The organism is Flavobacterium croceum DSM 17960 (genome assembly GCF_002917885.1).
Taxonomy (GTDB): Bacteria; Bacteroidota; Bacteroidia; order Flavobacteriales; family Flavobacteriaceae; genus Flavobacterium; species Flavobacterium croceum.
In genome coordinates this window covers 112009-138410 of the sequence record NZ_PQNY01000004.1, presented here as the reverse complement: position 1 = coordinate 138410, position 26402 = coordinate 112009, and the positions used below count along the sequence as shown (strand labels likewise).

Here is a 26402-nt window from a genome sequence, read left to right as displayed (position 1 = left end):
TTATTATGCCATTTCGTACCAATAAACATATTTTTTTTGATTTAGATCACACCCTGTGGGATTTTGAAAAAAATTCGGCATTAGCGTTTCAAGAAATATTTACAAATTTGGATATTTCTGTAAACTTGAATGACTTTTTAGAAGTATATATTCCGTTGAATAAACTCTATTGGGAAAAGTATAGAAATGAAGTAGTAACTCAAGAAGAACTACGTTATGGTAGACTTAGAGATTCGTTTGATAGTTTAAAAATGTCTATTTCAGATGCTGATATTTGGACTATTGCCCATCAATACATAACTACTTTACCTACATACAATCATCTTTTTGAAGGTGCTGTTGATGTTTTAAATTATTTAAAAACAAACTATTCATTGCATATTATTACCAATGGTTTTAACGAAGTTCAAACGGGTAAATTGAAAAATTCGGGAATTATGCATTATTTTGAAACCATCACCAATTCTGAAATGGCGGGTGTAAAAAAGCCAAATCCTAAAATATTTGAATATGCTTTACGATTTGCAAATGCAAAAGCCTCACAAAGCGTTATGGTTGGCGATTGTTTGGAAGCAGATATTTATGGAGCCAAAGCAATAGGAATGCAAACCATTTGGTTTAATGAATTTAAAGTAACACCGCCAAAAGATATAATTGCCATACATACATTAGGAGAAATAAAAAATTATTTATAATTGTAAAATCAAATTGATGATTTCGTCTTACATGCAAACTATCTCATTAGCAAAGACCAACAGAAATATAGTAATACTTACATTCTTTAAAAAATACATAATTTAGTAAATATGAAAAAATATTTAATCTTATTTATAATCTTTATTCAAGTTTCTAATGCACAAACCATTAACAAATATAAGTATGCAATAGTACCCAATAAATTTTCTTTTTCTAAAGTAGAAAATCAACACAACTTGAATGTTTTGTCAAAACTCATGCTAAAAAAATATGGATTAATAGCCTACACAGAAGCCGATACAATACCAAGTTTTATCACGTCAAACCCTTGTGAAGTACTTTACCTAGATGTAGAGGCTACAAATACTATGTTTTCTACCAAAACTAAAGTTTTATTAAAAGACTGCGAAAAAAAGATTGTAGCAGAGTCTGGTGTAGGTATAAGTAAAGAAAAAGAATATTACACAGCATATAATGAAGCACTACGAATGGCTTTTGATAATTTTTCTGCTTTAAAAATGTATCAATACACACCCAGTGAAAATCAGACTAAAGTTTCTCAATCAGTACATACTACAGAACAAAAAGAAGTTGTTGTAATGAATACGAAATTACAAAAAGTAATGTACGGACAAAACTTTAAGATATTAGATTATAATGGTGTTGTTTTGCTTTCTTGCTATAAAACTTCTTTAGAAAATGTATATCTAGCCGATAAAAATGGAGAAAAAGGCTTGTTTTATTTACAAAATAACCAGTGGTTTTTTGAATATTATCAAAATGAAAAACGAGTGGTAGAACAATATAATTTAGAATAAACTAGATTTAGTATCCATACTTATCTTTCCATCTGTTTTTTAAAAACTGACGTAATTCACGCTCTCTTGCATTATCGCCAGGCTCGTAAAAAGTAGTTTCTTTTATCGATTCGGGTAGAAATTCTTGTTCTACAAAATTGTTTGTAAAATCGTGAGCATACAAATATGCTTCGCCATACCCTAGTTCTTTCATAAGTTTGGTAGGAGCATTTCGTAAATGTAAAGGCACAGATAAATCACCTGTTTGTTTTATCAATTGTTGCGCTTTGCCAATGGCTAAGTAACTTGCGTTGCTTTTGGCAGATGTAGCCAAATAAATAGCACATTGGCTCAATAGTATTCTACTCTCTGGATATCCAATAGTAGTTACTGCTTGAAAAGTGTTGTTTGCCATAATTAATGCCGTAGGATTTGCATTGCCAATATCTTCACTCGCAAGTATAAGCATTCTACGTGCTATAAATTTTACATCTTCTCCGCCTTCAATCATTCGGGCAAGCCAGTATACTGCTCCGTTAGGATCGCTGCCTCGTATAGATTTTATAAAAGCAGATACGATGTCGTAATGCTGTTCTCCCGTTTTATCGTATAAAACAGTATTTTGTTGCACAAGATTTAAAACCAACTCGTTTGTTATGGTTATATGTTCGCTTTTAGAAGCGTTGATAACCAATTCAAAAATGTTTAAGAGTTTTCTGCCGTCTCCGCCAGAAAGACGCAATAAGGCTTCGTACTCTTTAATTGTTATCTTCTTTTTTTGTAAAATCTCGTCTTTTTCAATTGCTCTATGCAGTAAAGCTATTAAATCTTCTTTTGAAAAAGAATGCAATATATAAACCTGACAGCGTGACAATAATGCAGGAATTACTTCAAAACTAGGGTTTTCGGTAGTAGCACCAATAAGGGTAATCCAGCCTTTTTCTACAGCAGCAAGTAAAGAATCTTGTTGTGATTTACTAAAACGATGAATTTCATCTATAAATAAAATTGGATTTTTTGAGGTAAAAATACCTCCAGATTGTTTTGCTTTATCAATAACATCACGAACTTCTTTTACGCCACTATTTATAGCACTTAGTTCATAAAAAGGACGTTCGCTTTGTGTAGCGATAATTTGTGCTAAAGTAGTTTTACCTGTTCCGGGAGGTCCCCAAAAGAGCATAGAAGGTATATTGCCTGTAGCGATTTGTTGCGTTAAAGAACCTTTTGATCCTACTAAATGCAACTGACTGATATATTCTTCTAAATTCTTTGGACGAATTCTTTCGGCTAGAGGTGCGGTCATTTTGTATGTATTTCGATGTAAAAATAACAAATTTAAATTTTTGTTTACCGCTATAATTTTTGATTTTTATGTGCTAAAATAGTTTATATGAGGCTTTCTTATAGCTGACAAATTAGCATAGTAATAATAATTGGGCGTATTTTTGATTAATTACTGTACAAAAGTAGTATATGGAAAAAGAATTGAGCTTTTTTAAATTTACCCCTTCGGTGTGGATTGTTCCTACATTGTTTGTTGTGATTATGTGGTTGTCATTTTATACTAATCAGGTTTTTAATCTTAACTTAAATAGTTTGGGTATATATCCTAGAAGTTGGCATGGACTTCTCGGAATTTTTTTTAGCCCATTTCTTCATGCCGATTTGAATCATATTTTGAGTAATACAGTTCCGGTATTTGTGCTTACTGGTGCTTTAATTTATTTTTATAGAACTATTGCTTTAAAAATTATCGTTTACGGAATATTAGTTTCGGGTTTATTAACATGGGTTGTCGCTCGAAGTAACATTCATATTGGAGCAAGTAGTTATATTTACCTTTTGGTTTCGTTTATTTTTTTTAAAGGATTGTATACGGGATATTATAGATTAATGGCGTTGTCTTTTACTGTATTGTTGTTTTATGGCAGTATGGTTTGGTATATGTTTCCAGATCCTATACTTACAGAATTGCAAAATATTTCTTGGGAAGGCCATTTATCTGGATTTGTGGTGGGATTAGTTTTTGTTTTTTTATATAAAACGCCTAACTATGTTGAAGATATGCAGTATGATTGGGAAAAATCGAGTTTTAACCCCATGAATGATGCTTTTATGAAACGATTTGACGAGAATGGAAATTTTGTAAATCCGCCTAAATCAGAAGAAATTGTTGTAGAATATGAAGAGATTTTATGTTCTGATACGCCACAACAAACACCTTTTGTATACCATTATGCTGAAAACAAAGATTACAAAAAGGAAAATGGCCTATAATTTAACCCCGATTGAAGCAAACTACCGCGTAGTGCGAAAAGCGGGAATATGGATTACAGAGATGCTATGGGTTTTTGTTTCTAGAAATGAATTAAAGACTGCGTTGTCTTACGGTTTCATACAAAAAAGCACCGCAGGCCACAGATACATTAAGCGAACCAATGGTACCAAACATAGGTAATTTTGCTTTTTGATCTACAATTTTTAGTACAGAAGGGTTAATGCCTCTGTCTTCACTTCCCATAATAATTGCTACTGGTTGATTTAGATTGACGTCATAAATGCTTTGTTCGGTTTTCTCGGTAGCAGCAACAGTGGTAATACCGCTTCCTTGCAAATAAAATATCGCGTCTTTGATGTGGTCTACTTTACAAATAGGGATATTAAAAACAGCGCCAGCACTTGTTTTTACTGTGTCTCCATTTACGGGAGCAGAACCTGTTTTTTGAATAATAATACCATCAACGCCAGTGCATTCTGCTGTTCGAATTATGGCTCCAAAGTTGCGAGCATCACTTAACTGATCTAAGATAAGAAGTAATGGGTTTTCGTTTTTTTCTACAAGATTGTCTATAAACGTTTCTAATTTTTGGAATAAAATGGGTGCTATGGTAGCGATTGCTCCTTGATGGTTTTGAGTAGTCATTCGGTTGAGTTTCTCTACCGGAACATACGCATAATTGAGATTGTGTTGCTTAATGGTTTTAAACAACTCTTTCATGAGTTCGCTATTCGCTTCATTTTGAATAAAAATTTTGTCGATTTCTTTTTTAGCTTGAATAGCCTCTATTATGGCTCTTATTCCAAAAATAACATTTTCTTTTTCCATGTGGCAAAGGTATAAAAAAACCGCCACAAAAGTGGCGGTTTATTGTTTTGTTCTCTGGAAGTTTTATTAGTTAATGTCCCAGAAAAGTTTGGTAGTAAGTTTATCGCCTCCAATTGCAGAAGAAGCTGCGTTGTAATTTGTAGGGTTTAAAGTTTGCTCTCTTATTGGGTATTGCATTCTTACAGGAACTTTGCCCTCTGCAGCAGCATTTGCAGTAGCAGGAGCTGTAAGAACAGGATAATTAAGTCTTCTGTAAGATGTCCATCCTTCAAAACCTCTATTGTATAGGCCTAACCAAGCTTGTTCCCCTATTTTTTGTTGCCATGTACCTGTTGCAGTAGTATATGCTACAGTTGGTTGTGCTAAATAAGTAGCAATTGCACTTGACGCAACTCCCCAATCTTCCATAGAAGCAGTTATTGCATTGTTGTAATGAGTTTCTGCACTTCCTGCCGCAGAAATACCTCTTTCAGCAGCTTCTGCAAGTAAAAATTCTACTTCCGCATAATCTAATAAAGTCCCACTAAAATCAGGAGTTTCTATTATTGAACCTACATGAGTTCTAGAACTATAACTGTTAGAGGCTCCAACAGTTCCTCCATTTGAGTTTCCATCTGTATAAATTGATCTTCTTGGGTCATTCAAAGCTATCATTTTATTAACTACTGTTTTAGTAACAACAAAATCGTGTCTTCCTGATGCAACTAAATCACTATACAGAGGATTAGTATTAGGAACTGTCGCCATATAAGGTACTTTTGCATTACTAGAATTAGAAGAAATTAGACCTGACGTAATAGCAGAATTTATCGCATTAGTAGCTGTTGTATTATCAAGCCCAGATGCTAATAAATTTATTCCTAATTTTAATTTAATAGAATTTGCAAAAGCTTTCCAATTAATTAAATTATCTGAATAAATCACATCTGCATCTTTAAATCCAGAATAACTATCATTTATATTAGCAACGGAATTACTTAATTTTATTATTAATGCTTTATAAATATCTACACCTTTGTCATACTTAGGTAAATAGTTTGATTGTCCAAGTAATGCTTCACTGTAAGGAACATCTCCAAAGGTATCCACCAAAACTTGATATGTATAAGCTATTAAGATATCAATTTGTGCTAATTTATTCTTTTTTATAGCTGTTTTTTCTGCAAATGCAGGATCATTGGCTGGAATAACTTCAGAGTCAGTATATTCTTTTGCTTTGTATAAATCTGCTAAAGTACCAGCATAGAGTGCATTCCAATGATTGTCGGATATTTTTCGAGTTACAAAATCATAATTTGACTCATCTGTATAAGTAGTTTCTGTCCAATATTGACAAGTAAGTCTAAATATATTTCTATTTACATTTGTATTTACCATCTGGTCACTTAAAGAACGTTCTGCACTAGTAAATAAGGTGTAGGCAGGAACTACTGCTGGGTTTTTTTCATCTGTATTCAAAGATGATAAATCATCACTACAAGAAGCAGATAGAATTGAAAAACCTAAAATAAATAATATTTTTTTCATTTTATTTAGAATTTAAATGATAAGTTAAGACCTATGTTTCTTGTAGTAGGTAATGAACCTACTGAATATCCTCTAGAAAGATTACCAGAAGTTAAACCACTTTCAGGATCTGCATAAGGTAAATTTTTATGTATTATCCATAGATTTGTACCTACAAGGCTTAATTTCAAATCTTTTATGAATGATTCTCCCAAGAATTTTTTAGAAAAACTATAAGTAATAGAAGCCTCTCTCAATTTTACGAATGATGCATCATAAATAAAGCTCTTGTTAGGTTCTCTTCTGTAACCATAATTATTTCCGTATTGATCAGGAGCAATAGTGTAAACAGTATTTGGAGTTCCATCAGGAGCAACACCTGGGTGGATTACTCCAGTTTCTCTAATATTTCCTTCAGCAGTTTCAGGGTATAATCCAGTTGCTAAACCATAATACATATCTAATGAGAAAATATCTCCTCCTTTTTGCATGTCTATTAAAAATCCTAAAGATATATTTTTATAAGTAAACTTGTTTCTAATTCCTCCAACCCAATCAGGTGTTATATTTCCAATAGTTTTATCTGAGGTTGAGGTGCTTAAGTATCTACCTGTAGTTTGACTAACTATAGGTTGCCCATTAGCATGATAAATATAATCAGTTCCCTTAATAGTTCCGTAAGGCTCTCCAGGAGTAGCATTTATGGTTATGCCTCCTTGAAAACTACCCAATTGAAGGTTCTCTAAACCTCCTGGTAATGAAATAACAGTATTTTTATTTTTCGACCAGTTTACAGTAACATCCCATTGAAAGTCTCTTGCTTTTAAAGGAGTTGCAGTAAGTTGAACTTCAATACCCTTATTTTGTATCTCACCTCCATTAACCACTGCATTAGTAACACCTGAAGCAGAAGACACAGCACCTGAAACGATTTGATCAACTGAGTTGTTTACATAATAGCTCAAATCAAATCCTAAACGTTTGTTAAGCATACTAGCTTCCAAACCAACTTCAAATGATTTTGTTCTTTCTGGTTTTAAGTTTGGATTTTTATTAACGTTAGGTAAAGTGTATACTGGTTGTCCATGGAAATTTGTGTTTCTTTGGAACGTATTTATTAAACTTAATGGAGGAGCATCATTACCAACTTCAGCATAATTTGTTCTTAACTTTGCAAAATTCAATTTGTCAGATTTAATTAAATTAGATAGAACAACAGATCCAGAAATTGCAGGGTAATAGTATGCATTTTCTCCTTTTGGTAATGTTGAAGAAGCATCTCTTCTTATCGAACCTTCAATGAAATAAGTGTCTTTAATTCCTAAACTTGCTTGAGCATAGATACCATTAACACCATGAGTGTATTTTGTTTCTATAGGAAAAGGTAACTCATATCTTGAATTAGATAGAGCATATAATTCAGGCACAACTAAACCTCCAATTGTTGAAGCCAATACATTATCAACAGATTTTCTTCTAATGTTTGTACCAAAAACTCCAGCTAAACTTAAATCAGAGCCAAATTTTTTATTGAAGTTTAACATGAAGTCATAGTTAATTTCTTTAAAACTTTGATCATATCTTTGATACCCAGAACCCTCGTCTACAGGTGAAAGCCCAAATCCAGATGCAATAGAGCCAATAGCTCTTCTTTCCTCTTGTAAAGATTTGTAAGTATCAATAGAAACTCTTCCAGTTGCATTTAACCATTTGTTAATGTCATAAGTAGCAGCAGTATATCCTATTAAGCGGTTTCTATTGTCAGAAGAATAATTTTTATATCGAGTAAAATAAGGGTTATCCCAAAAAATAGGAACTAATCCATCTGGACTAGAAACATCACTCCAGTTCCAAGTAATATTTTGACCCCCAGAGTTAAAGTAAACATCTTCTAGTTCTTTTAAATCAACATTTGTTTGCCACCATTGTCTAAAATTGGTCATAATGTTATCGTTGTAACCTGTAGAGTTTCTTCCAATAGTATTTTGTAGGGTAACAGAAGCGTATGAATTAACAGTAAGTTTATCAGTAACTTTTTGACTAAATCTAGTACTGATTTGATTTTTCTTTAAACCACTATTTGGTAATATTCCTTTTTCATCATAGTTAGAATAAGATAGTAATAAATTACTTTTATCAGTTGCACTCTCCAATGTAACACTATTGTTAGTGATTATTGAATTTTTAAAGAACGTGATTGGTCCATTTTCAGCAGCTCTCCAAGGAGTTGCTTTTCCAAAATTACTAGAATAAGGTGTAAAAGCATTCCACTGATATACCATTTGCCCTTGAAAAGGGGCACCATATGAAGCATCTTCGTATGTAGGAGCTACTAAGTCATCAATACCATCACCATTAACATCAAAATAGTCTAAAAATCCTGTTGGGTCTCCATAATAAGGACCATAACCTGCTCCATATTTGTCTTGGTATTTTGCAAATGTAGATTTATCTACAGTACCTACAGTTAAAGAGCTACTTACAGATACACCAATACCTTTGTCTGCTTTTTGTTTACCTTTTTTTGTAGTAACTAATACAACGCCATTTGCAGCTCTTGAGCCATATAGAGCTGTTGCAGCTGCTCCTTTCAATATATTAATACTTTCAATGTCTTCTTGGTTTATGTCAGATGCAGTATTTCCATAATCGTATCCAGACCCACCTTGCTGTTGACTTGTAAAGTTTGAATTCGAATTGTCAATAGGCACACCATCAATAACCCATAAAGCTTGGTTGTTTCCCGTTAATGATTTACTTCCACGAATAACAACATTTGTAGATCCTCCCATGTTGTTGTTTCTTCTGATTTCCACACCAGCAGCTTTACCAGATAATAAGTTAGCGACATTACCATCTGTTGCTCCTCCATTTAAATCATTACCTGTAATTTGTTGTGTTGCGTAACCAAGAGATTTTTTTTCACGTTTAATTCCTTGAGCAGTAACCACTACACCTTCAAGTTCTACTGCATTTGATTGCAGTTTAATTTTTAAATTGTTTGACGATGCAGAAACTTCTTTTTTGTTAAAACCTACATAAGTGATAACCAATGTTTGATCACTTTCGGCTTTAATTGAAAATTTTCCGTCAAGGTCTGTTTGAACACCCGATTTTGCTCCTTTTACTACCACATTAGCTCCCGAAATTGGCATGCCTTTGTCGTCTGAAACTGTACCGGTTACTGTTCTTTGTTGTGCAAAAGACAACTGCACAAACAACGCCACGAAGAGCGCTAAAAACACATGTAACTTTGTTTTCATTATTATTATTAATTTGAGTTAGTTAATAGCAAAAGTCTATAAAAATCTTTACATTTCAAAGAAATATCAAAAATAAAGTTAAATTTATTATAAAAAATGCTAAAAGGTGTTTTTAAAGCTAATTTGAAAAACAGAATTTTTAAAGTTAAATGTTTGATTGTCAGTATTTCCGTTTGCATATATTATATTTAACAAACCCGATTGAGTTCTGATCCCTAGTCCGATACCAGAACTCCATAATTTTCGATTTAAGTTTAGTGTTTTGTCTTGTAAATAACCTATGTCTAGCACAGAATGGATGTATAAATTATTGGATAATAGGTATCTGTATTCAGATAATAAAGCGATAAATGTGTTTCCTTGAAGTACGTTTTCTCCAAATCCTCGAAAGCTATTAACGCCTCCAAATCTATAGAGCTCATTGGTGAGGTATTGATTGCTTTTTAAATGTTGTATACTATTTTTTAAGTAGAGATTGTTTTTAGAGTTAATCGCATAATTGTAGCTTGTAGCCATATCGATAAAATATTGTTGATTGGTTTTGAATTTAGAATTTCTAGTGCCTGTACCTATTTTAGCAGTAAAAATTGCTTTTTCTGGAAATAGTATAGCGTAATTGTTGTATTGAATGAATGAATATTCTGCTGTGTAAAAATGGGCAATATAATCGTTTATAAGGGTTGAATTTTGGTTTCTAATGTCGCTAGATTCTTGCTTTTGATAGCCTAGATAAACTTTTGTATTGGCATTAAATTGATGCCCAAAATGAATATAGGTTTTTGAATTTTGAAACGTACTATCTTGCTTGACTATAGATAATCCAAATTTTGTTAATATGGGTGTATTGAATATGTAGGGAATTTCAAAATCCAATTGAAAAGTTTTTTGCTGATTACCATTGCTTTTCCAGTATATATGAGATTGTTCGCCACTGTTAAGAATGTTGGCTAAATTTATGTCTAAATAGCCGTTGAAATTTATTTTTTGAGATTCCGAATTAGAAAATCCTATAAGACCATCAAAACTATTTGCTTTAATTTTTTCAATATACACATATATTTTGGTTGAGTCTTTTGTGAATAATACCTCTGGATTTTTAATTTGTTTTACAAATCGAATAGTGTTTAGATTTTTATTTAAGATTTGTAGTTGCTCTTGTGAAAACAGGTTTTTTTTAAAGCTTTTTTGTAATTGTTTTTTATAACTTTTCGGAAATTTAGTGTACCCATTTATTACGATATCGTTTACTTCTCTCTTTTTCTCTTCCGAAGTAATCAGGATATCAGCGTAAGCTATTTCTTTTTTGGTAAAAATATTTGCTAGAGATACTTTGGCAAGCGAATATCCTTTTTTGTCGAGCCCATTTAAAATTTGGGATAAATACGCATCGAGTTGATTTGTGCTAATCTTTTTTTCTTCTTTTTCGTTAATAATGCTTGTCCATTCTTTTGGGATTTTCAAAATAAATTCATTGACTTTTTGACCTAAAGACAATGTTATATCTAAACTTTTTGCAGTTTGTGTTTTATCTGTTATTTCTACCCCAAAATAACCTTGATGTTTTAATTTGTCTACTAAGAGATTGATTTCTTTTTCGGCTTGTTCTTCGTTACTAAAGCTTTTTTTATAATCAAAATTGTTTATAATATCTGTTTCATGTTTATCCTTACCAATAATATTTAGTGATTTGCTTTGAGAAAATAAAGCAAAAGGCAAAATAAAGTACAAATAAAGATAAAGATAACGCATTGTGGCAATTCTTTGATTAAAAATAACAAAACAGATTACGAATTATTGTGGTAAAAATAATTTAAAATCTAAACCAAAATACATAAAAAAATAAAGACAAAAACAATTCTGTTGAAAATAAGTAAATTAGGATTTGTTTCGTTAAAAATAATTTATACATTTGCAACCCCGTAAAAAGGGTTATTATAAACATAAGAAAATTTAAGAATTAATTATGCCAACAATTCAACAATTAGTAAGAACAGGGAGAGCCAAAGTAACTAAGAAGAGTAAATCGGCTGCTTTAGATTCTTGCCCTCAACGCAGAGGAGTTTGTACACGTGTGTATACTACTACACCAAAAAAACCAAATTCTGCTATGCGTAAAGTGGCTAGGGTACGTTTAACAAACGGAAACGAGGTAAATGCCTACATTCCGGGAGAAGGACACAATCTACAAGAGCACTCGATAGTATTAGTTAGAGGCGGAAGGGTAAAAGATTTACCAGGAGTTAGATACCACATTGTACGTGGTGCATTGGATACAGCCGGAGTAAACGGTCGTCTTCAAAGAAGATCTAAGTATGGTGCAAAACGCCCTAAAGACAAAAAGTAATTTTTAACTAGTCAAAAATAAAAGTTGTAGAGCTTTAAAAGTTTTTCAACTTAATATTTTAGACAAAAAAACAAAGAAATGAGAAAAAGACAGGCCAAAAAAAGACCTCTTTTACCAGATCCAAAATTCAACGATCAATTAGTTACACGTTTTGTGAATAACTTAATGTGGGATGGTAAAAAATCAGTTGCTTTTAATGTGTTCTACAGTGCATTGGAAATTGTAGAAACTAAAAAGCAAGATGCAGAAAAATCTGCTCTAGAAATTTGGAAAGATGCTTTAACAAATGTTATGCCTCATGTAGAAGTACGTTCACGTCGTGTGGGTGGTGCTACATTTCAAATTCCTATGCAAATACGTCCAGATAGAAAAATATCAATGGCGATGAAATGGATGATTCTTTATGCTAGAAAAAGAAACGAGAAATCTATGGCAGGTAAACTTGCTTCAGAAATTCTTGCTGCTGCAAAAGAAGAAGGAGCTGCTGTTAAGAAAAGAATGGATACTCACAAAATGGCAGATGCTAATAAAGCATTCTCTCATTTTAGATTTTAATTCCTAGAGAAATGGCAAGAGATTTAAAATTTACAAGAAATATAGGTATCGCTGCGCATATTGATGCAGGTAAAACAACAACTACCGAGCGAATATTGTTTTATACAGGTAAATCGCATAAGATAGGTGAGGTGCATGATGGAGCTGCTACTATGGACTGGATGGCGCAAGAGCAAGAAAGAGGTATTACTATCACTTCTGCTGCAACTACTTGTACATGGAATTTTCCAACAGAGCAAGGTAAAAACACCGCCGATTCGCAACCATACCATTTTAATATTATAGATACCCCAGGTCACGTAGACTTTACCGTTGAGGTAAATCGTTCTTTACGTGTACTTGATGGATTGGTGTTTTTGTTTTCTGCAGTTGATGGTGTAGAGCCACAATCAGAAACCAACTGGCGTTTAGCAGATCAATATAGAGTTCCTCGTATGGGATTTGTTAATAAAATGGATCGTCAAGGTTCTAACTTTTTAGGTGTTTGTCAGCAAGTAAAAGATATGTTAAAGTCTAATGCTGTTGCTATTACTTTGCCTATTGGAGAAGAAGCTGATTTTAAAGGGGTAGTAGATTTGGTTAAAAATCAAGCTATTGTATGGCATGATGAAACACAAGGAGCTACTTTTGATATTGTTGATATTCCTGCCGATATGGTTGATGAAGTAAAACAATACAGATCGATACTTATTGAAGAAATTGCTACTTATGACGAAAGTCTATTAGACAAATATATGGAGGATGAAAACTCTATTACTGAAGATGAAATCAATGCTGCTTTAAGAGCTGCGACTATTGATATGGCAATTATACCAATGATTGCAGGTTCATCATTCAAAAATAAAGGAGTTCAATTCATGTTGGATGCTGTATGTAAATACCTTCCATCTCCATTAGATAAAGAAGGTATCGAAGGTATTCATCCAGATGATGCAGATTTATTAGAAGAAGATCAAACTAAAATCTTACGTCGTCCAGATGTAAAAGAACCTTTTGCAGCTTTGGCATTTAAAATTGCTACAGATCCTTATGTTGGTCGTTTAGCTTTCTTCCGTGCTTATTCAGGTCGCTTAGATGCGGGTTCGTATATTTTAAACACACGTTCTGGAAACAAAGAAAGAATCTCGCGTATCTACCAAATGCATGCTAACAAACAAAACCCAATCGAGTATATCGAGGCAGGAGATATTGGAGCAGCAGTTGGATTTAAAGATATCAAGACTGGAGATACAATGTGTGATGAAAAACACCCAATTATTCTTGAGTCAATGAAATTCCCAGATCCAGTAATTGGTATCGCTATCGAGCCTAAAACTAAGGCAGATGTTGATAAGATGGGTATGGCTTTAGCAAAATTAGCAGAAGAAGATCCAACGTTTACTGTTAGAACTGATGAGGCTTCAGGTCAAACGATTATCTCAGGTATGGGTGAGTTACACTTAGACATTCTTGTAGATCGTATGAAACGTGAGTTTAAAGTTGAGGTAAATCAAGGTGAACCACAAGTTGAGTATAAAGAAGCATTTACAAAATCTGCACAACACAGAGAGGTTTATAAAAAACAATCTGGAGGTCGTGGTAAGTTTGGAGATATCGTTTTCCGTTTAGAGCCAGCGGATGAAGGTTTTGTAGGTTTACAATTTATCAATGAAGTAAAAGGAGGTAATGTTCCTAAAGAATATATACCAGCAGTAGAAAAAGGTTTTAAGGAAGCCATGAAACAAGGTCCTTTAGCTGGATATGTAGTTGATAGTTTAAAAGTTACGCTTTTAGACGGTTCGTACCACCCAGTAGATTCAGACGCACTTTCTTTTGAATTGGCTGCAAAAATGGGTTACAAAGAAGTAGCAAAAGCTGCTGGAGCTGTAATTCTAGAGCCAATCATGAAAATAGAAGTAATCACTCCAGAAGAAAATATGGGGGATATTGTAGGAGACTTAAACAGAAGAAGAGGTCAAGTAAATGATATGGGCGACAGAAATGGAGCTAAAACAATCAAAGCAAATGTGCCACTTTCTGAAATGTTTGGTTATGTAACTACCTTAAGAACTTTGTCTTCTGGTCGTGCTACATCTACAATGGAGTTTTCTCATTACGAACAAACCCCTTCGAATATCTCTGATGAGGTAATCAAAAAAGCAAAAGGTAACGCTTAATTTTTAACAAAATGAGTCAAAAAATTAGAATAAAACTAAAATCTTACGATCATATGTTGGTTGATAAATCAGCAGAAAAAATCGTAAAAACTGTGAAAAGCACAGGTGCTGTTGTAACAGGTCCTATTCCGTTACCTACACACAAAAAAATATTTACTGTATTGCGTTCTCCGCACGTAAACAAAAAATCAAGAGAACAATTTGAAGTAAGCTCTTATAAAAGATTATTAGATATCTATAGTTCTTCTTCAAAAACGATTGATGCTTTAATGAAATTAGAATTACCTAGTGGTGTTGAAGTAGAAATAAAAGTATAAGTTTTTTGTAGACTTACATAATTTAAAATCCGTTAAATTTAGGTTTAACGGATTTTTTGCGTTTTAGGGTTGCTATTTTTTTTACTTTTTTATGATATGAAAAAAACTTAAAAAAAGGATAATCAAATGTTTGCATAATAAAATAAATGTATTACTTTTGCACCCTCATAATGGGAGTAGTCTGTTCTGTTCTCAAATAAAAATAAATTAATAACTGTAAATTATGTCTGGGTTAATTGGAAGAAAAATCGGCATGACGAGCATCTTTGACGAAAACGGGAAAAACATTCCTTGTACCGTTATAGAGGCAGGTCCGTGTGTCGTTACCCAAGTCAGAACCAAAGAGGTTGACGGGTATGAAGCGCTTCAACTTGGTTTCGATGACAAAACAGAAAAACACGCCACTAAAGCTGAGTTAGGTCACTTTAAGAAAGCGGGTACTTCTGCTAAGAAAAAGGTCGTTGAAATACAAGGATTTGAAGAAAATTACAATTTAGGTGATAATATCACTGTAGAATTGTTTAACGAAGGAGAATTTGTTGATGTGGTTGGAGTTTCTAAAGGAAAAGGATTCCAAGGTGTAGTAAAACGTCACGGTTTTGGTGGTGTTGGTCAATCTACACACGGTCAGCACAATAGATTAAGAGCGCCAGGTTCTGTGGGTGCGTCGTCTTATCCGTCAAGAGTGTTCAAAGGAATGCGTATGGCAGGTAGAACAGGAGGAGAAAATGTAACAGTTCAAAACCTTAGAGTTTTAAAAGTAGTTGCTGACAAAAATCTTTTAGTAATAAAAGGTTGTGTGCCAGGACACAAAAACTCTTACGTAATTATTCAAAAGTAATGGAAGTAAAAGTTTTAGATATCAACGGAAAAGAGACTGGCAGAACAATTACATTGTCTGATTCAGTTTTCGCTATCGAGCCAAACAACCATGCTGTTTATCTTGATGTAAAACAATATCTTGCAAATCAAAGACAAGGTACTCATAAAGCAAAGGAAAGAAATGAAGTAGCGGGTAGTACTCGTAAACTTAAAAAACAAAAAGGTACTGGTACAGCTCGTGCAGGTAGCAAAAAGTCTCCTGTGTTTGTAGGTGGGGGTACAATTTTTGGACCAAGACCAAGATCTTATTCTTTCAAATTGAATAAGTCATTAAAAAGATTAGCTCGTAAATCTGCTTTCTCTATAAAAGCAAAAGAGTCTAACTTAATTGTTGTTGAAGATTTTTCTTTTGAAGCTCCAAGTACAAAAAAATTCCTTACGGTTTTAAGTGCATTGGGTGTTCAAAACAAAAAGTCTCTATTTATCTTGGGTGATACAAATAATAATGTATATTTGTCGTCACGCAATTTACAAGCTTCCAAGGTTGTAACTAACTCAGAATTAAATACTTATTCAATTTTGAACGCAAACAAACTTGTTCTTTTAGAAGGAGCTGTAGAAGGAATTGTAGAAAATTTAAGCAAATAATACGCCATGAGTATCATAATTAAACCTATAATTACTGAAAAAATAACTAAAGACGGTGAAATATTTAACCGTTTTGGTTTTGTTGTTGATAGAAAAGCAAATAAGGTTCAAATTAAGAAAGCTGTAGAGGCTGCTTATGGAGTAACTGTTGTAAATGTTAATACAATGAATGTAAGACCTGACAGATCTGTAAAATACACTAAAAGTGGATTAATTTCTGGAAAAACAAATGCTTATAAAAAAGCAGTAGTTCAGGTTAAAGAAGGAGAAACAATAGATTTTTATAACAATATCTAATTAAAATGTCAGTTAGAAAATTAAAACCTATTACCCCGGGTCAGCGTTTTAGAGTTGTTAATGGTTTTGACGCTATTACAACTGATAAGCCGGAGCGCTCATTGCTAGCACCGAAAAAAAACTCAGGAGGTAGAAATAGTCAAGGAAAAATGACCATGCGTTATACAGGTGGTGGTCATAAACAAAGGTATCGTATTATAGATTTTAAAAGAACTAAAGCAGGTATTCCTGCTACAGTTAAATCTATAGAGTATGATCCAAACAGAACAGCGTTTATTGCTTTGTTAGCTTATGCAGATGGAGAAAAAACGTATGTAATTGCTCAAAATGGATTACAAGTTGGTCAAACTGTAGTTTCAGGTGAAAATGCAGCTCCAGAAATTGGAAACACTTTACCGCTTAGTAAAATTCCTCTAGGAACCGTAATTTCATGTATTGAATTACGTCCTGGGCAAGGAGCTATTATTGCTAGAAGTGCCGGTACTTTTGCTCAGTTAATGGCAAGAGATGGAAAATTTGCTACTATTAAAATGCCTTCAGGTGAAACAAGATTAATCTTATTGACTTGTTCGGCTACAATTGGAGCAGTATCTAATTCAGATCATCAATTGCTTGTGTCTGGTAAAGCAGGTAGAAGCAGATGGTTGGGTAGAAGACCAAGAACTAGACCAGTAGCGATGAACCCTGTAGATCACCCAATGGGAGGTGGTGAAGGTCGTTCTTCTGGAGGTCATCCACGTTCAAGAAAAGGTCTTCCTGCAAAAGGTTACAGAACTCGTTCTAAAGTTAACCCAAGTAATAAGTATATTGTAGAACGCAGAAAGAAATAATTAGATAGACATGGCACGTTCATTAAAAAAAGGACCATTTGTTCACTATAAATTAGAGAAGAAAGTTCAAGAGAATATAGCTGGTGGAAATAAAGGTGTTGTTAAGACTTGGTCTAGAGCATCTATGATAACCCCAGACTTTGTAGGTCAGACTATTGCAGTACACAATGGTCGTCAATTTGTTCCTGTATATGTTACAGAGAACATGGTAGGACATAAATTAGGAGAGTTTTCACCAACAAGATCTTTTAGAGGTCATGCTGGAGCAAAAAATAAAGGTAAAAAATAAGAAGCTATGGGAGTTCGTAAAAGAGAAACTGCAGACGCAAGAAAAGAGGCTAATAAGTCTTTAGCTTTTGCTAAATTAAATAACTGCCCTACTTCACCTAGAAAAATGCGCTTAGTAGCAGACTTGGTAAGAGGTCAGAAAGTAGAAAGAGCACTAAATATATTACGTTTTAGTACAAAAGAAGCTTCAAGAAAATTAGAAAAATTATTAAAATCTGCTATCAACAACTGGGAACAGAAAAATGCAGATGCTAGTTTGGAAGAAGCAGGCTTGTTTGTGAAAGAGATTAGAGTAGACGGTGGATCTATGTTAAAAAGATTAAGAACCGCTCCTCAAGGTCGTGCACATAGAATAAGAAAACGTTCTAATCACGTAACTATAGTATTAGGACAATTAGATAACACACAAAGTAATTAATAAACAGTATGGGACAAAAGACAAATCCAATTGGAAATCGCCTTGGTATCATCAGAGGATGGGATTCAAACTGGTATGGTGGAAATGATTATGGTGATAAAATTGCCGAAGATCACAAAATCAGAAAGTATATTCATGCTCGTTTATCAAAAGCTAGTGTGTCTAAGGTAATCATTGAGAGAACTTTAAAACTTGTAACCGTTACTATCACTACGGCTCGTCCAGGTATCATTATTGGTAAAGGCGGTCAAGAGGTAGACAAGTTAAAAGAAGAACTTAAAAAAATTACCGACAAAGAGGTTCAAATTAACATCTTTGAAATCAAAAGACCAGAGCTAGATGCTTATTTAGTTGCAACAAGTATCGCTCGTCAAATCGAAAGCCGTATTTCATACAGAAGAGCTATTAAGATGGCTATCGCGGCAGCTATGCGTATGAATGCAGAAGGTATTAAGGTAATGATTTCAGGTCGTTTAAACGGAGCCGAAATGGCACGTTCAGAAATGTTCAAAGAAGGTAGAATTCCTCTATCAACTTTCAGAGCCGATATTGATTACGCACTAGGAGAAGCTCATACAACTTATGGTAGAATGGGTATTAAAGTGTGGATCATGAAAGGTGAAGTTTACGGAAAAAGAGACCTATCTCCACTTGTAGGAATGGATAAAAAACAAGCTACAGGCGGTAAAGGTGGTAACTCAAATGGTAAACCAAGTGGTAAACCAACACGTAAAAGAAAGTAATTATTAAATTAAGAAAAAATGTTACAGCCTAAAAGAACAAAATACCGTAAGGTACAGAAAGGTAGAATGAAAGGAGTTTCTCAAAGAGGACATGTCCTTTCTAATGGAATGTTTGGAATTAAATCTTTAGATTCTGCTTTCTTAACATCACGTCAAATAGAAGCTGCACGTATTGCTGCAACTCGTTACATGAAACGTGAAGGTCAGTTATGGATTAAAATTTTCCCAGATAAACCAATTACCAAGAAACCTCTTGAAGTTCGTATGGGTAAAGGTAAAGGTGCAGTTGAATATTGGGCTGCAGTAGTAAAACCCGGAAGAATTATGTTTGAAGTTGGGGGCGTTCCTTTATCTGTTGCTAAAGAAGCATTGCGATTAGCTGCCCAAAAACTTCCAGTAAAAACTAAGTTCGTTGTTGCAAGAGATTTCGAAGCATAATCTATAGTAAATTATGAAACAATCAGAAATTATAAAACTGTCTACAGCTGAGTTGCAAGAAAAACTTAGTGAAACTAGAAGAACCTATGCCGAACTAAGATCGGCTCACGCTATTTCTCCAATCCAAAATCCATTGCAAATACGTTTTGTGCGTAGAGCTGTGGCAAGATTGGCAACAGAATTAAGCAAAAGAGAATTACAATAATTGTAGTCTGCTGAAAGATGGAAAAAAGAAATTTAAGAAAAGAAAGAATTGGTGTTGTTACTAGTAACAAAATGGAAAAATCTATTGTTGTTGCAGAAACTAAAAAAATCAAACACCCATTATATGGTAAGTTCGTGTTAAAAACAAAAAAATATGTTGCACACGACGAAAAAAATGACTGTAACATTGGAGATACAGTACGCATAATGGAAACACGTCCATTAAGTAAATCCAAATGTTGGAGATTAGTTGAAATCATTGAAAGAGCTAAGTAATTATGGTACAACAAGAATCAAGATTAAAAGTAGCAGACAATACGGGAGCTAAAGAAGTATTAACTATCCGTGTTTTAGGAGGAACGAAACGTCGTTATGCCTCTGTTGGAGATAAAATTGTAGTTGCAATTAAAGATGCTACACCAAACGGAAACGTAAAAAAAGGTGCTGTATCTACTGCAGTTGTTGTACGTACCAAAAAAGAAGTTCGTAGAGCCGATGGTTCTTATATCCGTTTCGACGATAATGCATGCGTTCTATTGAATGCAGCAGGCGAAATGAGAGGAACTCGTGTTTTTGGTCCAGTTGCGAGAGAGCTTCGTGAAAAACAATTCATGAAAATTGTATCATTAGCACCAGAAGTGCTTTAATTCTATTAATGATGACAAAGTTAAAAATAAAATCAGGAGACTTAGTAAAAGTTATCGCAGGAGACCATAAAGGTGCCGAAGGTAAAGTAGTAAAAGTTCTTCGTGAAGACAACAAAGCCATTGTAGAAGGTGTAAATATGGTGTCAAAACACACTAAGCCAAGTGCAAACAACCCTCAAGGTGGTATTGTAAAAAAAGAAGCTCCTATTCACATTTCTAATTTAGCATTAGTTGATGCTAAATCAAAATCTGCTACAAAAGTAGGTTTTAAAATGGAAGGAGATAAGAAAGTGAGATTTTCAAAAAAATCTAATCAAGTATTATAGTTATGGCATATATACCTAGACTAAAAGAAGAATATAAGAGCAGAGTAATTAAAGCTCTTACAGAAGAATTTGGTTACAAAAATGTAATGCAAGTACCAAAATTAGAAAAAATTGTGATCAGCCGTGGCGTTGGAGCAGCAGTTTCTGATAAAAAATTGGTAGACTATGCAGTAGAAGAATTAACTAAAATTACAGGTCAAAAAGCAGTACCTACTATCTCTAAAAAAGACGTAGCTTCTTTCAAATTGAGAAAAGGTATGCCAATTGGTGCAAAAGTAACATTACGCGGAGAAAGAATGTATGAGTTTTTAGATAGACTAATCACTTCTGCTTTACCACGTGTAAGAGATTTTGGCGGTATCAAAGCAACAGGATTTGATGGAAGAGGTAATTATAACCTAGGTGTTTTAGAACAAATCATCTTCCCTGAGATTGATATTGATAAAGTAAATAAAATCTCTGGTATGGATATTACATTTGTAACATCTGCACAAACAGATAAAGAAGCAAAATCATTATTAGCTGAATTAGGTTTACCTTTTAAAAAGAATTAAGATATGGCTAAAGAATCCATGAAAGCCCGTGAGGTTAAGAGACAAAAAGTTGTAGCAAAATATGCAGAAAAACGTAAAGCTCTTTTAGAAGCTGGAGATTATGAAGCATTACAAAAATTACCAAGAAATGCTTCTCCTGTACGTCTTCACAACCGTTGTAAATTAACAGGTAGACCAAGAGGATACATGAGACAATTTGGAATTTCTCGTGTTACTTTCCGTGAAATGGCTAACCAAGGATTAATTCCTGGTGTTAAAAAAGCTAGTTGGTAGTTTAAAAAAAGTTTTATACTTTTGCAAACCAAAAATTAAGTTTAATTGGTTAAAGGTTCATTTTTATAATAAATGAAAACCATAACCGCAAATTTATACATATGTATACAGATCCAATTGCAGATTACTTGACAAGAGTAAGAAACGCAGTAAGAGCTAACCACAAAGTGGTAGAAATTCCTGCTTCTAATCTTAAAAAAGAAATCACAAAAATTTTATTCGATCAAGGGTACATTTTAAGTTACAAGTTTGAAACTACCACAGTACAAGGTAGTATCAAAATTGCTCTTAAGTATGATAAAGATACTAAAGAGCCTGTAATTAAAGATATCCAAAGAATTAGTAAACCAGGTTTACGTAAGTACGCAGGTGCTTCTAAATTACCTAGAATTTTAAACGGCTTAGGAATTGCTATCGTTTCTACCTCAAGAGGTTTGATGACAGATAAGCAAGCAAGACAACTAAACGTTGGAGGAGAAGTTATTTGTTACGTATACTAAAAAAACTAAACGATGTCAAGAATAGGAAAAAATCCAATTGCAATACCTGCTGGAGTTGATGTTACCATCAATGAAGGAGTTGTTACAGTAAAAGGAAAATTAGGTCAGCTTTCTCAAGAAATCAATGGTATTGATGTTAAAATTGAAGAAGGTAACGTGGTTGTTAGCAGAAATTCTGATAACAAAGATGAAAGAGCAAAACATGGTTTATACAGAGCATTAATCAACAACATGATTGTTGGTGTATCGACTGGTTTTACTAACGAATTAGAATTGGTAGGGGTAGGTTATAGAGCGTCAAATCAAGGTCAAAAACTTGATTTAGCTTTAGGATTTTCCCACAACATTGTTTTAGATATTGCTCCAGAGGTTACTTTGGAAACAATTTCTGAAAAAGGTAAAAATCCAATAGTGAAATTAACTTCATATGATAAACAATTACTTGGACAAGTAACTGCAAAAATTAGAGGTTTCCGTAAACCAGAACCATACAAAGGTAAAGGTATTAAGTTTGTTGGTGAAGAATTAAGAAGAAAAGCTGGTAAATCTGCTTAAAAATATTAGATTATGTCATTATCAAAATCTGAAAGAAGACAAAGAATACAGTACAGAGTTAGAAAAGTGGTTTCAGGAACTGCTTCTAGACCTAGACTATCTGTATTTAGAAGTAATAAAGAAATCTATGCTCAGCTTATAGATGATGTAAATGGTGTGACTTTGCAGGCTGCTTCATCAAGAGATAAAGGAGCAAATGTGCAAGGAACCAAAGCTGAAGTAGCAGCATCAGTAGGGAAACTACTAGCTGAAAAAGCTTTGAAAGCCGGTATTGAAACAATAAGTTTTGATAGAGGTGGTTATTTATATCATGGTCGTGTTAAATCATTAGCAGAAGGCGCAAGAGAAGCCGGACTTAAATTCTAAATTTATGTATCATAACTATAAAAATGTTGAGTTAGTAAAACCAAGCGGTCTTGAACTTAAAGATCGTTTAGTTAGTGTAAATCGTGTTACTAAAGTTACTAAAGGAGGTAGAGCTTTTGGCTTTTCTGCTATAGTAGTTGTAGGTGATGAAAAAGGAGTAGTTGGACATGGTTTAGGTAAATCTAAAGATGTTTCTGAAGCAATCGCAAAAGCGGTAGAAGATGCTAAGAAAAATCTAGTAAGAATACCTTTAAGTGGTCACTCTATACCTCACGAACAAAAAGGTAAATTTGGTGGAGCTAGAGTGTTTTTAATGCCAGCTTCTCATGGTACTGGAGTTATTGCAGGTGGTGCTGTTCGTTCAGTAATTGAATCTGCAGGAATTCACGATTTGTTGTCAAAATCTCAAGGTTCTTCAAACCCACACAATGTGGTAAAAGCTACTTTTGATGCTTTACTTCAAATGAGAAGTGCTTATACAGTAGCAAAACAAAGAGGAATCTCTTTAGATAAAGTATTTAAAGGTTAATTCAATTCAAGGAAACATGGCAAAAATTTTAGTAAAACAAGTAAAAAGCCAAATCAAGTGTCCTCAAACTCAAAAGAGAACATTAGAAGCTTTAGGTTTGAAAAAAATAGGACAAGTTGTAGCACATGATGCTTCAGCTTCAATCCTTGGAATGGTAAATAAAGTAAAACACTTAGTTTCTGTTGAAGAGACTAAATAATAAGAACAGTATTATGAATTTAAGTAACTTACAACCTGCAGAAGGTTCTACACACAACCAAAACAAAAGAGTGGGTAGAGGAGAAGGATCTGGAAAAGGTGGAACTGCTGCAAGAGGTCATAAAGGGGCTAAATCTCGTTCTGGTTATTCTAAAAAGATAGGTTTTGAAGGAGGTCAAATGCCACTTCAAAGACGTGTTCCTAAATTTGGTTTTAAAAACATCAATAGAGTAGAATATCAAGGTATTAATCTTGATGCTCTTCAAACTCTAGTAGATAATGGAATTGTAACAGATACTGTAGATTTTACAGTATTCGTTCAAAATAGATTAGCTACTAAAAATGAGGTTGTTAAAATTTTAGGAAGAGGAGAGTTAAAAGCTAAATTAAAAGTTTCTGCTCATAAATTTACCGCTACTGCAAAAGCTGCAATAGAAGCTGCAGGTGGTGAAGCAGTAACCATTTAATAAATTCCATTATGAAGAATTTTATTGAAACTTTAAAGAATGTATGGAAAATCGAAGAGCTCAAGAATCGTATTCTTGTGACTCTCGGTTTGCTTTTAGTATACCGTTTTGGAGCACACGTTACCTTACCAGGTATAGATGCTTCACAGCTTCATAGCTTGGCAGGTCAAACAGAAAAAGGATTAGGTTCTATACTTGATATGTTTACAGGAGGAGCCTTCTCTAAAGCTTCTGTTTTTGCATTAGGTATTATGCCATATATTTCTGCTTCAATTGTGGTTCAATTAATGGGTATTGCTATACCATATCTACAAAAATTGCAAAAAGATGGAGAAAGTGGTAGAAAAAAATTAAACCAAATTACACGTTGGTTAACAATTTTAATCACGCTACTTCAAGGTCCAGGGTATATTTATAATTTATATAAAACAATACCACAATCTGCATTTTTATTGGGTGCTGATAGCCCTTGGTTCTTATTTTCATCAGTATTAATTTTAACTACGGGCACTATATTTGCTATGTGGTTAGGAGAAAAAATTACTGACAAAGGAATAGGAAACGGTATATCACTTTTAATTATGGTTGGTATTTTGGCTAGACTTCCTCAAGCGTTATTTCAGGAGTTTCAATCAAAAGTTACAGATAATCAAGGAGGGCCAATGCTATTGGTTTTCGAAATTATAGTTTGGTTATTGGTAATTATAGCTTGTGTACTTTTAGTAATGGCTATTAGAAAAATTCCTGTACAATATGCAAGAAGAACAACTACTGGTGATTTTGAACAAGATGCTCTTGGTGGTAATAGACAATGGATACCTTTAAAGCTTAATGCTGCGGGTGTAATGCCAATTATCTTTGCCCAAGCCATTATGTTTATTCCTCCGTTTTTGGCAAATTTGTCAAAATCAGATACATCACAATCTATTGCAGCTGTGTTTAGTAATATGTTTGGTTTTTGGTATAATTTTGTATTTGCAATGTTAATCATAATCTTTACATTTTTCTATACAGCAATTACAGTGCCTACAAACAAAATGGCTGACGATTTAAAAAGAAGTGGAGGTTTTATTCCAGGTGTTAAACCAGGTATTGATACCGCTGACTTTTTAGATCATGTTATGTCATTATTAACTTTCCCAGGAGCTTTGTTTTTAGCTTTGATAGCTATTTTTCCTTCACTTATTATAGGTTTAGGAGTTCAACAATCTTGGGCAATGTTTTATGGTGGAACATCGCTTATCATTATGGTAGGTGTAGTTATCGATACTATTCAACAAGTTAATTCTTATTTATTAAACCAACATTATGATGGTTTAATGAAGTCAGGCAAAAACAGAAAAGCAGTAGCTTAGTTTATGGCAAAGCAATCAGCAATAGAACAAGACGGAACCATTGTAGAAGCATTATCAAATGCTATGTTCCGTGTAGAATTAGAAAATGGTCATGTTGTAATTGCTCATATATCTGGTAAAATGCGTATGCATTACATTAAATTGTTACCTGGTGACAGAGTAAAACTAGAAATGAGTCCTTACGATTTGACAAAAGCAAGAATCACTTATAGATACTAAAGCTATATAAAATGAAAGTAAGAGCATCCGTTAAAAAAAGAAGTGCCGAGTGCATTATCGTACGTAGAAAAGGAAGATTATACGTTATAAACAAAAAAAATCCTAGATTTAAACAAAGACAAGGATAATTATGGCAAGAATAGCAGGGGTAGATATACCTAAAAATAAAAGAGGAGTTATCGCTTTAACTTATATCTTCGGAATAGGTAAAAGCAGAGCTATTGAGATTTTAGAAAAAGCTCAAGTAAGCCAAGATAAAAAAGTTCAAGATTGGAATGATGCTGAAATTGGAGCAATCCGTGATGCAGTATCATACTACAAAATTGAAGGTGAATTACGTTCTGAAACATCATTACACATTAAACGTTTAATGGATATTGGTTGCTACAGAGGAATTCGTCACAGAGCTGGTTTACCATTAAGAGGTCAAAGAACCAAAAACAATTCTAGAACTAGAAAAGGTAAAAGAAAAACTGTTGCTAATAAGAAAAAAGCAACTAAATAATAAGTAGTAATATGGCTAAATCAAACGTTAAAAAACGCAAAGTTGTTATAGAATCTTCTGGCGAAGCTCATATTAATGCAACATTTAATAACATTATTATTTCTTTAACAAATAAGAAAGGTGAAGTTATCTCTTGGTCTTCAGCTGGTAAAATGGGCTTTAGAGGTTCTAAAAAGAATACTCCATATGCAGCTCAAATGGCAGCCGAAGATTGTACAAAAGTTGCACTAGAAGCTGGTCTTAAAAAAGTAAAAGTTTACGTTAAAGGACCAGGTAACGGTAGAGAATCTGCAATAAGATCTATACACAATGGCGGTATAGAAGTTACAGAAATTATTGATGTAACTCCAATGCCACACAATGGATGTCGTCCTCCAAAAAGACGTAGAGTATAATTTATTTATAGTATAAACCTGATAGAAATCTGATTATCGAAGGATTTGACCTGAATTCATAATCACTATCAAAACAATTTTA

37 protein-coding genes are annotated in these 26402 nt (G+C 33.5%); 32 read left to right on the top strand and 5 right to left on the bottom strand.

The window, feature by feature from the left end; translation table 11 throughout:
- The first annotated feature begins 5 nt into the window (after positions 1 to 5).
- Both Q361_RS04270 and Q361_RS04265 read left to right on the top strand, forming a co-directional pair.
- Positions 6 to 695, top strand: a complete 690-nt coding sequence (locus Q361_RS04270; protein ID WP_103725476.1) for a YjjG family noncanonical pyrimidine nucleotidase — start codon at positions 6 to 8, stop codon at positions 693 to 695.
- Positions 696 to 806: 111 nt separating this feature from the next.
- Positions 807 to 1514: a hypothetical protein gene (locus Q361_RS04265; RefSeq protein WP_103725475.1), complete on the top strand. Its 708-nt coding sequence runs from the start codon at positions 807 to 809 to the stop codon at positions 1512 to 1514.
- Positions 1515 to 1521: 7 nt separating this feature from the next.
- Here the strand turns inward: Q361_RS04265 and Q361_RS04260 are convergent, their stop codons facing one another.
- Positions 1522 to 2799, bottom strand: coding sequence for a replication-associated recombination protein A (locus Q361_RS04260; RefSeq protein ID WP_103725474.1), 1278 nt, complete (start codon positions 2797 to 2799; stop codon positions 1522 to 1524).
- Between the two features lie 170 nt (positions 2800 to 2969).
- Here Q361_RS04260 and Q361_RS04255 point away from each other — a divergent pair, with 170 nt between their 5' ends.
- Positions 2970 to 3773: a rhomboid family intramembrane serine protease gene (locus tag Q361_RS04255; protein ID WP_103725473.1), complete on the top strand. Its 804-nt coding sequence runs from the start codon at positions 2970 to 2972 to the stop codon at positions 3771 to 3773.
- A gap of 91 nt (positions 3774 to 3864) precedes the next feature.
- On the opposite strand, the gene rlmB is transcribed toward Q361_RS04255, so the two are convergent.
- From rlmB to Q361_RS04235, 4 genes are all read right to left on the bottom strand, one after another.
- The gene (gene rlmB / locus Q361_RS04250; RefSeq protein WP_103725472.1) at positions 3865 to 4602 is read right to left on the bottom strand and encodes a 23S rRNA (guanosine(2251)-2'-O)-methyltransferase RlmB; all 738 of its coding nucleotides are present in this window, start codon (positions 4600 to 4602) and stop codon (positions 3865 to 3867) included.
- Positions 4603 to 4668: 66 nt separating this feature from the next.
- Positions 4669 to 6129 (bottom strand): SusD/RagB family nutrient-binding outer membrane lipoprotein, encoded by a 1461-nt coding sequence (locus Q361_RS04245; protein WP_103725471.1) that lies wholly within the window; start codon positions 6127 to 6129, stop codon positions 4669 to 4671.
- A 5-nt stretch (positions 6130 to 6134) separates the two neighbouring features.
- The gene (locus Q361_RS04240; RefSeq protein ID WP_103725470.1) at positions 6135 to 9371 is read right to left on the bottom strand and encodes a SusC/RagA family TonB-linked outer membrane protein; all 3237 of its coding nucleotides are present in this window, start codon (positions 9369 to 9371) and stop codon (positions 6135 to 6137) included.
- Between the two features lie 99 nt (positions 9372 to 9470).
- Complete coding sequence (locus tag Q361_RS04235; protein ID WP_103725469.1) at positions 9471 to 11120, bottom strand: BamA/TamA family outer membrane protein; 1650 nt, start codon at positions 11118 to 11120, stop codon at positions 9471 to 9473.
- Between the two features lie 214 nt (positions 11121 to 11334).
- On the opposite strand from Q361_RS04235, the gene rpsL reads away from it, so the two are divergent.
- The 29 genes from rpsL (at position 11335) to rpsK (ending at position 26320) form a co-directional block, all read left to right on the top strand.
- Entirely contained in the window at positions 11335 to 11715 is a 381-nt protein-coding gene (rpsL, locus tag Q361_RS04230) for a 30S ribosomal protein S12 (protein ID WP_103725468.1), read from the top strand.
- 78 nt (positions 11716 to 11793) lie between these two features.
- A complete protein-coding gene (rpsG, locus tag Q361_RS04225; RefSeq protein ID WP_103725467.1) occupies positions 11794 to 12270 on the top strand; it encodes a 30S ribosomal protein S7 in 477 nt (158 codons plus the stop codon).
- An 11-nt stretch (positions 12271 to 12281) separates the two neighbouring features.
- Positions 12282 to 14426 (top strand): elongation factor G, encoded by a 2145-nt coding sequence (gene fusA / locus Q361_RS04220; RefSeq protein ID WP_103725466.1) that lies wholly within the window; start codon positions 12282 to 12284, stop codon positions 14424 to 14426.
- Between the two features lie 11 nt (positions 14427 to 14437).
- Positions 14438 to 14743: a 30S ribosomal protein S10 gene (gene rpsJ, locus Q361_RS04215; protein WP_023579610.1), complete on the top strand. Its 306-nt coding sequence runs from the start codon at positions 14438 to 14440 to the stop codon at positions 14741 to 14743.
- A 223-nt stretch (positions 14744 to 14966) separates the two neighbouring features.
- Positions 14967 to 15584, top strand: coding sequence for a 50S ribosomal protein L3 (rplC, locus tag Q361_RS04210; protein ID WP_103725465.1), 618 nt, complete (start codon positions 14967 to 14969; stop codon positions 15582 to 15584).
- Positions 15584 to 16213 (top strand): 50S ribosomal protein L4, encoded by a 630-nt coding sequence (rplD, locus tag Q361_RS04205; RefSeq protein WP_103725464.1) that lies wholly within the window; start codon positions 15584 to 15586, stop codon positions 16211 to 16213. The genes rplC and rplD overlap by 1 nt, the downstream gene beginning before the upstream one ends.
- Before the next feature lie 6 nt (positions 16214 to 16219).
- Complete coding sequence (gene rplW, locus Q361_RS04200; RefSeq protein ID WP_103725463.1) at positions 16220 to 16510, top strand: 50S ribosomal protein L23; 291 nt, start codon at positions 16220 to 16222, stop codon at positions 16508 to 16510.
- A 5-nt stretch (positions 16511 to 16515) separates the two neighbouring features.
- Complete coding sequence (rplB, locus tag Q361_RS04195; RefSeq protein WP_103725462.1) at positions 16516 to 17340, top strand: 50S ribosomal protein L2; 825 nt, start codon at positions 16516 to 16518, stop codon at positions 17338 to 17340.
- 10 nt (positions 17341 to 17350) lie between these two features.
- Entirely contained in the window at positions 17351 to 17629 is a 279-nt protein-coding gene (gene rpsS, locus Q361_RS04190; protein ID WP_073583326.1) for a 30S ribosomal protein S19, read from the top strand.
- 6 nt (positions 17630 to 17635) lie between these two features.
- On the top strand, positions 17636 to 18046 hold the full coding sequence (rplV, locus tag Q361_RS04185; RefSeq protein WP_103725461.1) for a 50S ribosomal protein L22: 411 nt from the start codon (positions 17636 to 17638) through the stop codon (positions 18044 to 18046).
- 8 nt (positions 18047 to 18054) lie between these two features.
- Positions 18055 to 18789, top strand: coding sequence for a 30S ribosomal protein S3 (gene rpsC / locus Q361_RS04180; RefSeq protein ID WP_103725460.1), 735 nt, complete (start codon positions 18055 to 18057; stop codon positions 18787 to 18789).
- 18 nt (positions 18790 to 18807) lie between these two features.
- Positions 18808 to 19227: a 50S ribosomal protein L16 gene (gene rplP / locus Q361_RS04175; protein ID WP_103725459.1), complete on the top strand. Its 420-nt coding sequence runs from the start codon at positions 18808 to 18810 to the stop codon at positions 19225 to 19227.
- 13 nt (positions 19228 to 19240) lie between these two features.
- Positions 19241 to 19432: a 50S ribosomal protein L29 gene (rpmC, locus tag Q361_RS04170; protein ID WP_103725458.1), complete on the top strand. Its 192-nt coding sequence runs from the start codon at positions 19241 to 19243 to the stop codon at positions 19430 to 19432.
- Between the two features lie 17 nt (positions 19433 to 19449).
- Entirely contained in the window at positions 19450 to 19707 is a 258-nt protein-coding gene (gene rpsQ, locus Q361_RS04165; protein ID WP_103725457.1) for a 30S ribosomal protein S17, read from the top strand.
- Between the two features lie 2 nt (positions 19708 to 19709).
- The gene (gene rplN / locus Q361_RS04160; RefSeq protein WP_014166275.1) at positions 19710 to 20078 is read left to right on the top strand and encodes a 50S ribosomal protein L14; all 369 of its coding nucleotides are present in this window, start codon (positions 19710 to 19712) and stop codon (positions 20076 to 20078) included.
- 11 nt (positions 20079 to 20089) lie between these two features.
- Entirely contained in the window at positions 20090 to 20404 is a 315-nt protein-coding gene (rplX, locus tag Q361_RS04155; RefSeq protein ID WP_103725456.1) for a 50S ribosomal protein L24, read from the top strand.
- Between the two features lie 2 nt (positions 20405 to 20406).
- Positions 20407 to 20958 (top strand): 50S ribosomal protein L5, encoded by a 552-nt coding sequence (gene rplE, locus Q361_RS04150; RefSeq protein ID WP_103725455.1) that lies wholly within the window; start codon positions 20407 to 20409, stop codon positions 20956 to 20958.
- A 3-nt stretch (positions 20959 to 20961) separates the two neighbouring features.
- Positions 20962 to 21231: a 30S ribosomal protein S14 gene (gene rpsN / locus Q361_RS04145; RefSeq protein WP_103725454.1), complete on the top strand. Its 270-nt coding sequence runs from the start codon at positions 20962 to 20964 to the stop codon at positions 21229 to 21231.
- Between the two features lie 101 nt (positions 21232 to 21332).
- Entirely contained in the window at positions 21333 to 21731 is a 399-nt protein-coding gene (gene rpsH / locus Q361_RS04140; RefSeq protein WP_103725453.1) for a 30S ribosomal protein S8, read from the top strand.
- 12 nt (positions 21732 to 21743) lie between these two features.
- Positions 21744 to 22286: a 50S ribosomal protein L6 gene (rplF, locus tag Q361_RS04135; protein ID WP_103725452.1), complete on the top strand. Its 543-nt coding sequence runs from the start codon at positions 21744 to 21746 to the stop codon at positions 22284 to 22286.
- 12 nt (positions 22287 to 22298) lie between these two features.
- Positions 22299 to 22652: a 50S ribosomal protein L18 gene (gene rplR / locus Q361_RS04130; RefSeq protein ID WP_103725451.1), complete on the top strand. Its 354-nt coding sequence runs from the start codon at positions 22299 to 22301 to the stop codon at positions 22650 to 22652.
- Between the two features lie 4 nt (positions 22653 to 22656).
- Positions 22657 to 23181, top strand: coding sequence for a 30S ribosomal protein S5 (rpsE, locus tag Q361_RS04125; protein WP_103725450.1), 525 nt, complete (start codon positions 22657 to 22659; stop codon positions 23179 to 23181).
- 16 nt (positions 23182 to 23197) lie between these two features.
- On the top strand, positions 23198 to 23380 hold the full coding sequence (gene rpmD / locus Q361_RS04120; RefSeq protein WP_103725449.1) for a 50S ribosomal protein L30: 183 nt from the start codon (positions 23198 to 23200) through the stop codon (positions 23378 to 23380).
- A 13-nt stretch (positions 23381 to 23393) separates the two neighbouring features.
- Positions 23394 to 23846: a 50S ribosomal protein L15 gene (rplO, locus tag Q361_RS04115; RefSeq protein ID WP_103725448.1), complete on the top strand. Its 453-nt coding sequence runs from the start codon at positions 23394 to 23396 to the stop codon at positions 23844 to 23846.
- An 11-nt stretch (positions 23847 to 23857) separates the two neighbouring features.
- Entirely contained in the window at positions 23858 to 25201 is a 1344-nt protein-coding gene (gene secY / locus Q361_RS04110; protein WP_103725447.1) for a preprotein translocase subunit SecY, read from the top strand.
- A gap of 3 nt (positions 25202 to 25204) precedes the next feature.
- The gene (infA, locus tag Q361_RS04105) at positions 25205 to 25420 is read left to right on the top strand and encodes a translation initiation factor IF-1 (protein WP_103725446.1); all 216 of its coding nucleotides are present in this window, start codon (positions 25205 to 25207) and stop codon (positions 25418 to 25420) included.
- Between the two features lie 11 nt (positions 25421 to 25431).
- On the top strand, positions 25432 to 25548 hold the full coding sequence (ykgO, locus tag Q361_RS04100; protein WP_002987490.1) for a type B 50S ribosomal protein L36: 117 nt from the start codon (positions 25432 to 25434) through the stop codon (positions 25546 to 25548).
- 2 nt (positions 25549 to 25550) lie between these two features.
- A complete protein-coding gene (gene rpsM / locus Q361_RS04095; RefSeq protein ID WP_103725445.1) occupies positions 25551 to 25925 on the top strand; it encodes a 30S ribosomal protein S13 in 375 nt (124 codons plus the stop codon).
- 11 nt (positions 25926 to 25936) lie between these two features.
- On the top strand, positions 25937 to 26320 hold the full coding sequence (gene rpsK / locus Q361_RS04090; RefSeq protein ID WP_103725444.1) for a 30S ribosomal protein S11: 384 nt from the start codon (positions 25937 to 25939) through the stop codon (positions 26318 to 26320).
- Positions 26321 to 26402: the final 82 nt, after the last annotated feature.